14 protein-coding genes and 2 pseudogenes are annotated in these 14,578 nt (G+C 42.2%); 11 read left to right on the forward strand and 5 right to left on the reverse strand.

Annotated elements, in window-relative coordinates:
• Positions 1–114: 114 nt before the first annotated feature.
• On the reverse strand, positions 115–1,356 hold the full coding sequence (locus ACFE90_RS15355; RefSeq protein WP_375501899.1) for an aminotransferase class I/II-fold pyridoxal phosphate-dependent enzyme: 1,242 nt from the start codon (positions 1,354–1,356) through the stop codon (positions 115–117).
• A gap of 90 nt (positions 1,357–1,446) precedes the next feature.
• Between ACFE90_RS15355 and ACFE90_RS15360 the strand changes: the two genes are divergently transcribed.
• From ACFE90_RS15360 to ACFE90_RS15385, 6 genes are all read left to right on the forward strand, one after another.
• The gene (locus tag ACFE90_RS15360) at positions 1,447–2,268 is read left to right on the forward strand and encodes an acyl-CoA desaturase (protein ID WP_375501901.1); all 822 of its coding nucleotides are present in this window, start codon (positions 1,447–1,449) and stop codon (positions 2,266–2,268) included.
• 217 nt (positions 2,269–2,485) lie between these two features.
• The gene (locus ACFE90_RS15365) at positions 2,486–3,538 is read left to right on the forward strand and encodes a fatty acid desaturase (RefSeq protein WP_375501903.1); all 1,053 of its coding nucleotides are present in this window, start codon (positions 2,486–2,488) and stop codon (positions 3,536–3,538) included.
• Between the two features lie 217 nt (positions 3,539–3,755).
• Positions 3,756–4,835 carry a fatty acid desaturase gene (locus tag ACFE90_RS15370; RefSeq protein ID WP_375501905.1) on the forward strand — a complete coding sequence of 360 codons (1,080 nt, stop codon included), beginning with the start codon at positions 3,756–3,758 and terminating at the stop codon, positions 4,833–4,835.
• Positions 4,836–5,321: 486 nt separating this feature from the next.
• Positions 5,322–6,017: an NYN domain-containing protein gene (locus tag ACFE90_RS15375; protein WP_375501907.1), complete on the forward strand. Its 696-nt coding sequence runs from the start codon at positions 5,322–5,324 to the stop codon at positions 6,015–6,017.
• Positions 6,018–6,398: 381 nt separating this feature from the next.
• The gene (locus tag ACFE90_RS15380; protein WP_375501909.1) at positions 6,399–7,109 is read left to right on the forward strand and encodes a response regulator transcription factor; all 711 of its coding nucleotides are present in this window, start codon (positions 6,399–6,401) and stop codon (positions 7,107–7,109) included.
• 5 nt (positions 7,110–7,114) lie between these two features.
• On the forward strand, positions 7,115–8,203 hold the full coding sequence (locus tag ACFE90_RS15385; RefSeq protein WP_375501911.1) for a sensor histidine kinase: 1,089 nt from the start codon (positions 7,115–7,117) through the stop codon (positions 8,201–8,203).
• A 333-nt stretch (positions 8,204–8,536) separates the two neighbouring features.
• Here ACFE90_RS15385 and ACFE90_RS15390 read toward each other — a convergent pair whose 3' ends face one another.
• The 4 genes from ACFE90_RS15390 to ACFE90_RS15405 all read right to left on the reverse strand — a co-directional run bounded on the left by ACFE90_RS15390 (position 8,537) and on the right by ACFE90_RS15405 (position 12,582).
• On the reverse strand, positions 8,537–9,205 hold the full coding sequence (locus ACFE90_RS15390) for an O-methyltransferase (RefSeq protein ID WP_375501913.1): 669 nt from the start codon (positions 9,203–9,205) through the stop codon (positions 8,537–8,539).
• Positions 9,206–9,247: 42 nt separating this feature from the next.
• Positions 9,248–10,135 carry a DUF1932 domain-containing protein gene (locus ACFE90_RS15395; RefSeq protein WP_375501915.1) on the reverse strand — a complete coding sequence of 296 codons (888 nt, stop codon included), beginning with the start codon at positions 10,133–10,135 and terminating at the stop codon, positions 9,248–9,250.
• A 205-nt stretch (positions 10,136–10,340) separates the two neighbouring features.
• Complete coding sequence (locus ACFE90_RS15400; protein ID WP_375501917.1) at positions 10,341–11,849, reverse strand: BamA/TamA family outer membrane protein; 1,509 nt, start codon at positions 11,847–11,849, stop codon at positions 10,341–10,343.
• Between the two features lie 469 nt (positions 11,850–12,318).
• Complete coding sequence (locus ACFE90_RS15405) at positions 12,319–12,582, reverse strand: hypothetical protein (RefSeq protein ID WP_375501919.1); 264 nt, start codon at positions 12,580–12,582, stop codon at positions 12,319–12,321.
• On the opposite strand from ACFE90_RS15405, the gene ACFE90_RS15410 reads away from it, so the two are divergent.
• The 5 genes and pseudogenes from ACFE90_RS15410 (at position 12,581) to ACFE90_RS15430 (ending at position 14,547) form a co-directional block, all read left to right on the forward strand.
• Positions 12,581–12,754, forward strand: a complete 174-nt coding sequence (locus ACFE90_RS15410; protein WP_375501921.1) for a hypothetical protein — start codon at positions 12,581–12,583, stop codon at positions 12,752–12,754. The genes ACFE90_RS15405 and ACFE90_RS15410 overlap by 2 nt on opposite strands.
• Positions 12,755–12,786: 32 nt before the next feature.
• Complete coding sequence (locus tag ACFE90_RS15415) at positions 12,787–13,884, forward strand: Gfo/Idh/MocA family protein (protein ID WP_375501923.1); 1,098 nt, start codon at positions 12,787–12,789, stop codon at positions 13,882–13,884.
• Positions 13,885–13,891: 7 nt separating this feature from the next.
• Positions 13,892–14,014: pseudogene (locus ACFE90_RS15420) on the forward strand (HNH endonuclease); the annotation flags it as partial.
• A 128-nt stretch (positions 14,015–14,142) separates the two neighbouring features.
• Positions 14,143–14,265 (forward strand): annotated as a pseudogene (locus ACFE90_RS15425) (HNH endonuclease); the annotation flags it as partial.
• Between the two features lie 36 nt (positions 14,266–14,301).
• Complete coding sequence (locus tag ACFE90_RS15430) at positions 14,302–14,547, forward strand: hypothetical protein (protein ID WP_375501925.1); 246 nt, start codon at positions 14,302–14,304, stop codon at positions 14,545–14,547.
• Positions 14,548–14,578: the final 31 nt, after the last annotated feature.

The raw sequence follows: 14,578 nt of genomic DNA on the forward strand, positions 1-14,578 counted from the left end.
GTTCGCCGAAATAACAAATGCGATCGCCGAAATAACAAATGCGATCGCCGAAGTAACAAATGCGTTCGCTTTTCACTAATTTCTCAATAAACCTCATGCCCTGCGGAATATATACTATAGTTTTGTGTCAGCACTTCCTATCGCATTGATCGCAGCCTCCAAGGCGATCGCCACATGAGTCCAATGAGTCCCCCCCTGGCAATAAACCACATACGGCGATCGCATTGGCCCATCTGCTGATAATTCCAAGGTACTCCCTTCAATAAATGTCCCCCCAGCCATGACTACCTGGCTCTCGTACCCCGGCATTTCATCTGGAATTGGGTCTAAGTAGGAACCTATAGGAGAATGCTGTTGTATGGCTTTACAGAAGGCAATTAGCTTTTCGGCAGAACCGAGTTTAATTGCCTGAATTACATCTCCACGGGGCGCTAAAGGTGGAGGATTCACTGGATAACCAAGTTTGTCAAATACATAACCAGTAAGATAAGTCCCTTTCATCGCCTCTCCTACCATTTGCGGGGCCAGAAATAGTCCCTGGAACAGCAGGCGATTTTGGTCAAAAGTAGCACCGCCATAACTACCGATACCGGGAGCAGTGAGGCGACAGGCGGCGGCTTCCACTAAGTCGGCGCAACCTGCAACATAACCGCCAGCGCTGACAATAGTACCACCAGGATTTTTAATCAATGACCCCGCCATTAAATCAGCACCTACGGCTGTAGGTTCCCTGGTTTCAATAAATTCGCCGTAGCAGTTATCCACAAAGCAAACGGTGTTAGGGTTTTGCTGTTTGACTAAGTGGACGATTTTTTCAATATCAGCAATTGATAAACTAGGACGCCAAGAATAGCCACAAGAACGCTGAATTAACACTAAACGAGTGTTTTCGGCCACATTAGTTCTTATTGCTTGCCAATCTATAGTTCCTTCGGAGGTTAGCTCCAATTGGCGGTAATTTATGCCAAACTCGATTAGAGAGCCTTGACCTTGACCCCGTAAACCAATGACTTCTTCAAGCGTATCGTAGGGAGAACCGACCACTGCTAACATTTCATCTCCAGGACGGAGTACACCAAACAAAGCACAAGCGATCGCATGAGTTCCCGAAACGAACTGCACCCGCACGGCCGCAGCTTCAGCGCCCATAACTTCGGCAAAAACTTTATCTAAAGTTTCTCGTCCTAAATCATCGTGACCATAGCCACTTACACCAGCAAAGTGGTGTGCGCCCACACGGTGATTACGAAAAGCATCCAGCACTCGTTTTAGATTATGCTTGACCTGAGCGTCAATTCCAGAAAAAATTTCTAATAGTGCCTGTTCTGCTTGCCGCAGCTGTTCTAAGCTGTTCATCAGTTCCTCGTTCAAAAAAAATTAAATTATAGATATGCGGATTTTTAGATCGCGCAGACTAGGCTGGAAAATTCAAATTCAGGTTACTGCATGACAATTGCTACCTCAACTAAACCTCAAATTAACTGGGTTAATACCCTATTCTTCATTGCACTGCACATCGGCGCTTTATTTGCCTTTGTTCCTGGTAACTTTAGCTGGACGGCAGTTGGTGTGGGTTTCTTGCTGTATTGGGTGACTGGCGGCTTAGGCGTTACTCTAGGATTTCATCGCCTTGTCACCCACCGCAGTTTTCAAACTCCTAAGTGGCTAGAGTATCTCCTGGTTTTCTTTGGGACACTCTCGTGTCAAGGAGGCCCAATTGAGTGGATCGGGACACATCGCATTCATCATCTAAACTCTGATACTGACGCTGATCCCCATGACTCTAACAAAGGCTTCTGGTGGAGCCACATGGATTGGCTGATTCATTATTGTCCCGCTCACGCTGATGTCCCTCGTTTCACCAAAGACATTGCCGAAGACCCAGTTTATCAGTTTTTAGAAAAATATTTCATTTTGATCCAGGTTGCTCTAGGTGTATTGCTTTTACTTCTGGGTGGCTGGCCCTTTGTTATTTGGGGAATTTTTGTTCGCATTGTCTGGGTTTACCACTGTACCTGGTTGGTGAACAGCGCTACTCATAAATTTGGCTATCGCAGTTATGATTCTGGCGATCAATCGACTAATTGCTGGTGGGTAGCCGTATTAGTTTTCGGTGAAGGCTGGCATAATAACCATCATGCTTTTCAATACTCAGCTCGTCATGGGCTGGAATGGTGGGAAATCGATTTAACTTGGATGACTGTTCAATTGCTGCAAGCAGTTGGTCTGGCTACTAATGTGAAGTTGGCCCCAATAAAAGTTAGTTAGGAGAGACGCGATTAATCGCGTCTGTACAGGAGTTAGGATGTGTAACGTTTTTAACTCATAACTCATCACTTCTAACTCCTCACTTTTCAAAAAGCTATTTACTGGTGCGCTTGTGTCGGTTAGATTGCTATAATCCGAAGCGCTAATATTAAGAATTTTTGCGGCAAGTTACTTTTTTGGTGACTTGGTGGAGGAGTTTGTTGTTTCTCAGGTGTTCATGACTACATCAATAATTAATAGCCAAAAACTAAGTGACGAGCCTGGTAATTCCGACTTTAGGCTCAAAGATATTGTCAAAACCCTGCCACGGGAATGTTTTCAGCAGAACCGTCGCAAAGCTTGGACACAAGTAATACTCAGTGTCTTGGCAGTTGCCTTGGGCTATTACAGCCTGATCATCACTCCTTGGTTTCTTTTGCCCCTAGCTTGGATTTTTACAGGCACTGCTTTAACAGGTTTTTTTGTAATTGCTCATGATTGTGGACACAGGTCTTTTGCCAAACGTCGTTGGGTAAATGATTTGGTGGGGCATTTCTTCATGATGCCGTTGATTTACCCCTTTCACAGTTGGCGCATTAAGCATAATTATCACCATACTCATACCAACAAGCTGGATGAGGATAACGCTTGGCATCCAATCAGACCAGAAGTGTTTGAAGATTGGGATAAAACCCGGCAGTCTGCTTTTGAGTTGTTCATGCGTAAACGCCTCTGGTGGGTAGGTTCCATTGGACATTGGGCTGTGGTGCATTTTGATTGGCGGAACTTCAAAACGAAAGACCAATCAAGTATCAAGCTTTCTGTGGCTGTAGTAGTTGTGTTTGCTGCGATCGCTTTCCCGACTCTCATTGCCACAACTGGTATCTGGGGATTTGTCAAGTTCTGGCTAGTGCCCTGGATGATTTACCATTTTTGGATGAGTACTTTTACCATTGTTCACCATACTGCCGCAGATGTTCCTTTTGCGACAGCGAATAAGTGGAACGAGGCTCTAGCACAGCTATTTGGTACTATCCATTGCGATTATCCGCGCTGGGTAGAAATCCTGTGCCACGATATCAATGTTCATGTCCCTCATCATATTTCCACTGCGATTCCTTCTTATAATTTGCGGCTAGCTTACAGCAGCATCAAAGAAAATTGGGAGCCTTATCTACATGATGAGTGTCAGTTTTCTTGGCCTTTAATGAAGCAGATTACAGACCAATGTCAACTATACACAACTGATGTTGGTTATAAGACTTTCAACGAATATTATACAGAGCGATAAATAGCGCTGTGATTACACTCCCGCTCTCGTCGGTTCGAGAGCGTTTATCATGCTGTGTTTAAATAGAATCTGGCAATTATTTACTGACTAAAATTTTAGGTAAATTGCCAGAAATTATCCTCTTGCGTGTTAGCGATCGCTAATTTCGTGGGCATCCTAGAGGTGAGATGATTTTGTCTCAAATAAAGTTCCGATTTCTATCCAACAAAAGAATCCAGTGCCATCAAATATTATCAGTTTCAACAATCCTCTTAGCAGTGAAACGTCTGAGGATACAACTAAATTACCTTTCACACTTGGGGATTTAAAAGCTGCAATTCCTGCTGAATGCTTTCAATCCAATGTGACAAAATCACTTTTTTACTTCTTTCGTGACATCCTGATTATCGGTCTGCTTTATGCAGTAGCTAATTACCTGGATTCTTGGCTTTTCTTTCCGATTTTCTGGCTAATGCAAGGAACGATGTTTTGGGCTTTGTTTGTAGTAGGACATGACTGCGGACACCAATCTTTTTCTAAGCAGAAATGGCTCAATGATTTGATTGGACATCTTTCTCACACACCAATACTTGTTCCTTATCATGGTTGGCGGATTAGTCACAGAACTCATCACAAAAATACTGGCAACATCGATAATGATGAAAGCTGGTATCCTGTAAGCGAATCACAATATAAGGAGATGCCTTTAGCCCAAAAGATAGGCAGATATTATGTTTTTCTCTTGGCTTATCCTGTATATTTGTTTCAGCGTTCTCCTAATAAAGAAGGCTCCCACTTTTTGCCCAGCAGTTCACTTTTCAAACCATCGGAAAAATGGGATGTTATCACTAGTACTGTACTTTTGATTGGCATGGTAGGTTTGCTAAGTTTCCTTACCTACCAATGGGGTTGGATGTGGTTGCTGAAATATTACGCTGTGCCTTACCTTGTATTCATAGTTTGGCTAGATTTGGTAACATTCTTGCACCACACTGAGCCAGAGCTTCCCTGGTATCGTGGAGAAGATTGGACTTTCCTGAAAGGCGCAATTTCTAGTATTGACCGTGATTATGGTTTGGTTAATCATATCCATCACGATATTGGTACTCATGTTGCTCACCATATATTCCTTAACATCCCTCATTACAATTTGCTGAAGGCAACTGAGGCAATAAAACCAGTGATGGGTGAGTATTTCCACAAATCCGAAGAACCAATTTGGAAGTCAGTATGGAATTCATGTATCAACTGCCATTTTGTCCCTGATACTGGTAGTAAGGTTTACTACACATCCAACAATAAGTTAGCTAAAGACTAAGACTCATATTCCCGGCTTCTTTAAAGAAGTCGGGAATCTTCTATTTTGATCAATGCTTTCTGACTATTGAGCATTTAGCACTGCCTGATTTAGATATTTTAAAAAAGTTGTATTAAAGATTACTTAAATATTTTACAAAAACTTACCTTTTGAGGGGCGTTGGCGTAGCCCGCCGCAGGCATCGCATATTACATTATTAGTTATTCTAACTCTGGCAGTATTTGAGCATTTTTAGCCTGCGGTAAATTTCAACTTCCTAGCTGTAAAATAAAATATAGATCAATGACGTTCGGCGATTCTAGGGCAGATCGGAACTTTTGCGCTAGGCACTATTTCTTGCTTATGCAGAAGATACCAGTTAAGTTTATCTAGATGTAGTGACTTAAAACCATTACCTGCTAGGGTTATAAATCAGTACAGACTAGACTATATATAGTATAGACAATTTACCCAAAACTCTTTCTAACTTTAAAATCAGAGGTATCAATGATTATAACTAATTTTAGCAAACAAAGAAATGAATTTAAGGAACCTAAAGTACTTAAAGCTAAACCACATTGGCAAGGGCAAAATTTGAGCGATACTCCTGTTAAAAGTAAAGATACCAAGACGGAAGATACAGCACCTGATAGTTCGATTTTAAATAACTTGAATCGTGGTCGAGTTGCTATTTTTATTGATGGCTTAAGCCTATTTCATACAGCGTTACAACTTGGTATAGAAATTGACTACGTTAAATTGCTTTGTCATTTAACTAACGGTTCAAGACTGTTGCGTGCTTTCTTTTATACTGGGGTTGATATCACTAATGAAAAGCAACAGGGTTTTTTATTGTGGATGCGTCGTAATGGCTATCGTGTAGTAGCTAAAGATATCACGCAACCAGCAGAAAATTTCAAAAAATCAAATCTGAACGTAGAAATTGCTGTAGACATGATAACTTTAGCTCCTTATTATGATACTGCGGTTTTAGTCAGTGGCGATGGGGATCTGGCATACGCTGTGAACGCTGTCAGCAGAATGGGGGTTCGGGTGGAAGTGGTGAGTCTACAAAATACCACTAGTGAAAGCTTGATTGATGTTGCTGATTGCTTCATTGACCTTGATAGTATTAAGGCACACATTCAAAAAGATTCTAATGTTGGCTATAGTTATCGCACGCCTTCAAATTCAAACCTTTAAAACTGTATTTCAAATCTATCGAAATCTATACTGAGTTATTGCAAGCCTGTAGAACTTTTATCAGGTTGGGTGGGGTTTTAATCCCCATTCATACTGTTCAGATTCCCTAGTACAGCTTGGCAAAAATCCATCTACCATCTCCAACCAGACAAGGAGGTGAAGCCGTTTGTTTAAGACCCTTATTAATAAAGGTAGGTAAACTTCCGCCACAGTATACTAGTACAATGTTTAAGCTAATTTTGCTGGCTGGTAGTAAGCACAAAGCTTGCTTAGAGGATAAGGACTAAAGTCCTTAGTACGAACTTACTTACCCATCAATTTAAACTTGACAGACCACTAGTTTCCAGTTCTATTTGCGTATTTTGCTTGGCCCTAATTGAAATGGATATTTTAATAGTTGAAGATGAACCAGAAATTGCTCGTTTAATCGAAATCTCTTTAGAAAAAGAAGGATTTTTTTGTCGCACTAGCCGCGATGGCATGAATGCTTTGCGGATGTTTCAAGAGCAACCACCTGATTTAATCATTCTAGATTTAATGATTCCTGGTTTAGATGGATTGGAAGTTTGTGCCAGAATTCGCCAGAAACCAGGTGCAAAAGATCCTTACATTTTAATGCTCACGGCTAAGGGTGAGGAAATTGATCGGGTCATTGGTTTGTCTACTGGTGCTGACGATTACATGGTCAAACCCTTTAGCCCTAGAGAGTTGGTAGCTAGGGTGCGGGCACTATTGCGACGTAGCCTCCGCCAAGGGGGACAGCATCAAGTCAATCGTACCCAACACTTTATTGTCGATGTAGACCAGCGCACTGCCAGTCGTCAAATGGATTCTCAAGAAGTTGAAGTTTTGGACTTAACTACTCTAGAATTTAACTTGCTAACTACCTTTGTCAGTAATCCTGGTCGAGTTTGGAACCGCACTCAACTAATTGATAAACTTTGGGGAGATAACTTTTTTGGCGATGAAAGAGTGGTGGATACTCATGTAGCTCGCTTGCGAAAAAAAATTGAGCCGGATTCGGCAAATCCTACTTTTATTAAAACTGTTGTTGGGGTGGGCTACAAATTTGAAGATCCTCTGTTAGGGTAAATTTTATGAAAATAGGGCTAAGAGGGCGCCTATTTCTCTCCCACTTAGTAGTAATGATTGTGGGGGTAGCTAGTCTGGTGAGTATCAGTAAAATCTCTTCCCCTCGCTTGTTTGTACTGCATTTGGAACGATTAGAAAATCAGGGGTTTGACTTAATCGATGTCCGTACTGAATTGGTTGCAGGATTTGAACTTGCTTGGCAGCGAAGCACTATTTGGTCAGTGTTAGTCGGCACCACCGCCGCCGGAGGATTGAGTTACTGGGTGTCCAGACGGATTATGCAGAGGTTGACCGAGATGGAACAAATCACCCAAAAATTTGCTGCTGGTCAGATGGATGCACGACTACCGATGTCTGAGATTCCAGAACTTAATGGATTGGGTGCTAGTTTCAACCGGATGGCAGCCAGTTTAGAAGGGGTAGAAGCGCGGCGGCGAGAAGTGATTGGAGACATGACCCATGAATTACGGACACCGTTAACAGTGGTGCGCGGTTACTTAGAAGAACTGGCTGATGGGGAAATTGAAGCATCTCCTGAAATTTATCGGCGTTTAGCTAAAGAAACTAGGCGCTTAGAGCGATTGGTGAACGATTTACAAGAACTGTCTAAGGCAGAAGCTGGTTATTTGCCAATTAATATCCAACGGGTAAATCTGCGTCCATTGTTAGAGTCATTAGTGGAGAAATTCACCGACCAGCTGTTGGAAGATGGGCCAGTTTTGGTATTGCAATGTCCATCTATGCTGCCTGCTGTATTGGCAGATATTGACCGCACAGAACAGGTGTTGGTTAATTTGCTAGGTAATGCAGTGCGTTACACGAATGAAGGTTCAATTACGATTCGTGTTGGGACTGAAGCTTCTCTTCTCTGGATTGCGGTTATTGATACAGGTATTGGTATCGCTCCAGAAAATTTGCCCCATGTGTTTGAGCGCTTCTGGCGAGCCGATCAGTCGCGCGATCGCCATTCGGGAGGTACTGGTATTGGCTTAACTATTTCCCGTCGTTTGGTTGAACTACAAGGCGGTCAGATTCAGGTAGAAAGCGAGTTGGGAGTTGGCAGTACGTTTCGGTTTTTTCTACCTTTGGCTTAAGTTCAGGAGGCAGGAGGCTGGATATACAAGGGATTGACATAAGGTAGTCACTGCTATGTCATACGCAATTGCTAATTTGAAAGTATCCAAAGTCTTTGTTTTTTAATGGATGCCGAGATTTTGGAAGTGCATAGAGTATAATATTATGTCTACTTTTATTTTGGCTGCTTTTTTGGTTAGTTTACTCAGTGCTTCGGGTTACGCTGCGATCGCCTACCTGTTCCCTCAAAATCGTTCCCAAGACTGACTAAATAACAATCTCTTGCTATTGAAGCTTAAAGAGCGATTGCCAAAATTAAGCAATAAATTTACGGCTCTTGGTTCAATGTCCTATTAATCAGAGATAACGATCGCGATCGCGAAGCCGTCGTACCCTTTGCTGCCCACGGTCTGGATTGCCGTGGCGCTGACGCGTGGCTCAGAGGCAAGCAGTTCGTTGAAGCGACGCACCCCCTGAACGCTAGGATCGCTGCTGGTGGCATCAATCACCGCTCCGTTACGCACAATATTATCGGCGATGATTAGGCTGCCGCGATGGGAAAGCTTGAGCGCCCACGTCAAGTAATCTGGATTGTTTGGCTTGTCGGCGTCAATAAAGATCAGGTCAAATGTATGACCCTCGGCGGCAATCTGTGGCAGTGTAGAGAGTGCCTGTCCAAGGCGTAGGTCAACGATATCGGACAGACCGGCGCGGGCGATATTGGCGTGGGCAACTTTTGAGTGCTTTGGGTTAGCCTCCAGCGTAATCAGACGGCCATCGCTGGGTAACGCCCGCGCCAGCCAAATAGTACTGTAGCCACCCAGCGTGCCAATCTCCAGGATGCTTCGCGCCCCTTGGATTTGTGCCAACAGCAGCAGCAACTTGCCCTGGTTTGGCGAAACGTTGTGCGGTGGCAGTCCGGCTGCGGCGCTTGTCTGGAGCGCCGCATCCAGCGCGGGGTCAGGCGGCACAAGCAGATCGGTAAAGTAATGATCGACCGAAGTCCACTGCTCTTGAGTCATAGATTCTCGCTTTTTACCTATCTATAAAACAATTACTCAAGATTAGGTGTCAGATATTGCTTCATTGGAGAGGATTGTAATGATTTCATCCAATGGACGATCGCGATTGCATTCTTCTGGTGTTTCCTTACCCAAGGAGGTTTCTTTGACCAAGCGGTAAACGTCGGCTGCGCCGTAAAAAATGCGCTCAGTCAGACCTAACTCTTTAAAAGTTTCTGCAATCTCTTCCATTTCTCCTATCCAACGATGTGCTTTCGGTGTCATCGATGGAATCGAACGGGTTAATATGCTAGCAAGTTCCTGTTGGCTACTAAACACTTCATCCCATAGTTGCTTATCCAAGCCTAAACGATGGGCTGCTATTAGTAATTCTGTGCCGATTGCTGTAAGTCCTTTTGTCAGGGCTGCATAGGACATTTTCAAACCGGAAGCCTGACCAATTTCATCACCAATTACCCGCACATCTAAGCCATAATCCCGCAGTTGTTGGAGTTGATTGGCCTGTTTTCCGGAAGTATAAATGCGGGTGCGATTGGGAACTCGTGGTGGTGGGCCAATAATTGATGCATCTACGAACTTTCCCCCAACTGATTCGATAAGTTGGCTGATAGTGATAACTTTTTGGGGTGCGATCGCATTACAGTCAACATAGAGAATCGGTTTACTAACATTGTTAATCACCTCAGCTACAAGATTCGCTGCTTCGGTGGCTGCTGCGGGGACTAAAACTGACAAGACTACATCAGATTCAATTACTAGTTGCGTGAGGGAACCCACATCTTGAATGTTGGCTGCGGCTGCTAATTGCCGAGTTCGTTCACTGCGATTGTCTAGAGCAGCAATAGTTTTCAATCCATTTTGATTAAGAACAGCTGCGATCGCTTGTCCCATATCACCTGGACTTAAAATACCAATAGTTTGGATAGGCATGGAAAGTTTTATATTTACTTTGTCGCTGACAAGTTAATTCAGCTAATTGAGTCGTCAATAAAATACGACAAATCGATATAGATATCGTATTTTAATCAAACCACGGATAAGTTTAACAAGCAAGCTATCTGCTGAGAGATAGGCACGAGGCAGAAGGCGGCAGAAGATTTAAACGCAGAGGAACGCAAAGTAAAAACTAATGGGATTAAAATCGCTGACCTGTAGTAACTTCAAATCTAACTTCTCCTTGGTTGCTAATTCCTAAGTCGCCTCGAATCAGCCCAAAGGATGACTTGAATCGCAATCCTAAGCCGTAACCAAAGCCATTTCCAGGTTTGTTTCGCAGCACTCCTGGTTCTCCTAGCACGGTTTCGCTAGACCCGAAATCTGAGGCGAGGTCAGTAAAGAGAACTCCTCCGATTGACTGTAAAATTGGAAAACGATATTCAACCGAAGCTAAACCATAACTGCGACCACTGGCAACTTTACCATAACCGTAACCTCTGACAGAATTTAGCCCACCAATATTAAAGGCATCAGCTGGTGGAAAGTCTCCAATAGTCGTACCAATTTGTAAATTAATCGCCAACATTTCCGGATTGTCGGTTAGCCGACCATTTCCTATCCAACTGACTGGTAAATACTGAATATAGTCTCCCTGTAGGCGGTTGCTGGAAATATTACCCAGTCCAATGGGAATCGCTTGTTCTGTGCTGAGAGTGAGGATTGATCCTTGAGTCGGATTGTCTCGGCGATCGCGTTGATCTCTGGATACAGCAAATGATAGTGTAAATAGATCATCAATGCCAGTACCGCTTACAGATAAGGGACTTCCTAATCTATCCACTTGTACAACGTTATATTCTTGATCGCGTAGGCTAATCCGGGTATAGTTGAGAGCCACTGATGTATCCCACTCATCAAAAGCTCCTAAAAGTCCCACAGAACCACCAAACCTTCCCTCTCGCACTTTGTTACCGTTAGACAATCTGATATCTTCGTTGAAGGTTCCCGATATATTTCGACTACGAAAACCTCTAATGCTATAGCCTAAGCGGTTTGGTTCTCCAGGACGATAACGACTAGTGAATTGACCATTAAACTGGATATCTTCACTGCTCAACTGCACAGTTGTATCTAATTTATCGTTAAGACCGCTAATATTTGCATCTTTGTAACCCACTCGACCGTATAGCCCAACATCATCGTTACTACCCCCTCCTAAGATTAGAGAAGGGAAGTGACGCTCTTTGATTTTATAGATGATATTAATACTCTTCGCATCTTCTTCTCGATCAACATTTACTTGATTAAATGACTCTAATCTCCTCAATCGTTGCAAGTCTGCTTGAAGTAAATCTTCACGGAATACCTGACCAGGTTTGAGTCTCAGCAAACCAATGATAAAATCTGTCTGAGTCCGCCCTTTGATCGGCTGACCTTTGTCATCAAGCAACTTACCTTTGTCATTAATAAAAAGAATTTGGATGTCTTTGACAACTTTTTGGGAAAATTCAAGGGTTTGGTTATCTCCTGAAGTCGCTCCTATATAATCACCATATTTGGCATACTCTCCTATATGGGTCGTAGCTGACAGGGTAACAATACCATTAAATCCATCCTGAGTAGAAGATTGCGAGTCTGCAAGGGCCTCTGAATTTTTCCCACCCACTAACATTACTGCGATCGCAATTACAGTTATTTGAACTCGCATATTGAAAATCCGTTAGTGTTATTAAGTTTACCACGCATAGCGGATTTCTTGTGCGTAAGTTCTATATGAACCTTGCTATTGGGTATCCCAAAATTCGGTTGTTTGCGCCAGTACTTAGTATAAACTATCAGACTGTTTTGTGCGATGCCTCCGGCGGGCGGTTACGCCATCGCTCAAGTTGATAAAATCCTCAAAGGTTTAGAATTGTAAGAGCTACTTTAGAAGGTATAAGTACAATAGTATAAACAGGTATTGACTTTGATTAGGTTATAAATTTATCAGGGCAAGATTATTTGATAAAATCAGATGCATATATCAAGATGTTTCTACAAAACAATCAAGGGAAAGAATTTATAGAACATTTCCCACTACCTTGTAGTAAATGGAGAGGTGGCGGCTTAAGAAGAATAGAGTATTGGCGCATCCGGTGGAATGATAAATATTTTTGTATTACCGAAAAACAGGAATTTCAATCTCCTATTGCATCTTGATTATATACATTTTTTATTTTGTTTTTACCTAAAAAACGCAAACTTCCAGAAGGTTTGGCTATTTTTAGAGGTTCTAAACTTTGGTGTTTAACAGGATAATGTGTAAAATGGATAAATATTTTTATCAAGCAAAAGCCCAATTTTTTTAAGCGTTTTAATTGTAGTTTTTTTGCAGATAAATTATTTTTACAGGCACTTATTTTAAATTCACATTTTAAAGATAAGGTAGTTAAAAATAACATGAGATATATAGATTGGGCTGATGTTAATGCCGATCATCCAAAAATATTAGAAAAACAGGATTTTGAAAAAATCAGGCAATCAGAAAAATTATTCGCTAAGAAGTTTGATACAAGTAAAAACTCGGATATAATATTAGATATGAGAGATGAAATGATATTATTAAGTAAATAGTAAATTGTATAAGTATAGGAGTAAATGATGATATGATTGGGATTGCGATCGCAGGCACTGGATTTGGTCAAAAAGTCCACATTCCTGGATTCCAAGCACATCCTCAAACTGAGGTAGTTGCTATTTACCACCGAGATATAAATAAAGCTAAAGCTATAGCAGAATTTCATAAAATCCCCCACGCCTCCGATTCACTTACAGATATTGTGGCATTGCCAGAAGTGCAAGCAGTCAGCATCTCTACGCCGCCTTTTTTGCACTATGAAATGGCAAAAACTGTATTGCAAGCTGGGAAACATTTACTACTAGAAAAACCAACAACCTTAAATGCAATTGAGGCTAAAGAACTTTATCAGTTAGCTAAAGCAAAAGGTGTGATTGCGACTGTAGATTTTGAATTTCGCTTTGTACCAGGATGGCAGTTGTTTGCTGAATTGTTGTCAGAAGATTATGTGGGTAAGTTGCGCTTAATTAAAATTGATTGGTTGGGTTCTTCTCGTGCTGATACTTCACGCCCTTGGAATTGGTATTCTGATAAGGAGAAAGGAGGCGGTGCATTGGGATCTTTGGGTTCCCACGCTTTCGATTATATTCACTGGTTATTTGGGCCAGTCCGTAGATTAAACGCCCATTTAACTACTGCTATTCCTACACGAGTTGACCCTGTTAGTGGGGAATCAAAGCCAGTGGATACAGATGACAACTGTACATTAACGCTGGAATTAGCAGATGGTACACCTTGCCAACTTTCTATCAGCGCGGTTGTTCATGCACCAAGAACTCATTGGGTAGAAGTATATGGCGATCGCGGTACATTAATTGTGGGTAGTGAAAATCAAAAAGATTATATACATGGTTTTCGTGTTTGGGGTTCCCGCCCAGGTAAACCCCTAACGGAAATAGAAATACCGAATCGGTTAATTTTTCCGAAAAATTATGCTGATGGGCGTATTTCGGCATTTATCCGCGTAGTAGACCAATGGGTGCAAGGAATTAACCGCAATCAGGAAATTATACCATCACTGCGAGAAGGAATTTATTCTCAGTTGTTGATGGATTTATCCCATGAATCGCATCAAAAAGCAAGTTGGGTAGATGTTCCAAGCTTGGAAGAATTTCTTAGCAACTAGAAAGAAAATGAGTAAAACTCCCCGTATTCGTATTCCGCCGGAAGTAAAGAAATACCTTTTTCAACGTGACAAATACCAGTGTCAAAGCTGCGGTAAAACTACTATAGAAACTAACCTCAGTATCGACCATATCATATCATGTCCGGCTAAAGACTTATCATTAAAACCGCAGGGGGCAGGGGGCAGGGAGCAGGGGGAAAGAGGCTTTTGAGATTTTTGCACAGATACGGTAATCGTAAGTGATTCACCGGACTTGATATCATTCCCCTTGGCCGTGGAGGTCAAAATGATATCAGCAATTTACAAACCCTGTGTTTAACCTGCAATCAGCAGAAAACAGATAACATTGATCCCCGCTTCCGGCGATATTTTGAGCTTTAGGTTAGGATCGGATGGGCTATTAGTTTGTCATTATCTATGCCACAAAATCACAATAGCAAGTCCCTAAGATTCCTCAACATTAGAACTACGATTCTCTACCTTTTCGCTGTCATAGCTGTTTTAGTAGTAGCTTTTCCCTGGTTATATGAGATTAAAACGAAAGCTGGGATCGATATATCACCTGGACGCCATGCAGGAACCTTTTTTGAGAAACATACCCACGGACTCTTCAGGTGTGAGTGGCTTTATCCTTACCATTGTGATCGCTCTCAGATGAAGTAAAGGAAATCAAAATAAAAGGGGAAATTTTTCC

This window comes from uncultured Nostoc sp. (assembly GCF_964245445.1).
Lineage (GTDB): Bacteria > Cyanobacteriota > Cyanobacteriia > Cyanobacteriales > Nostocaceae > Nostoc.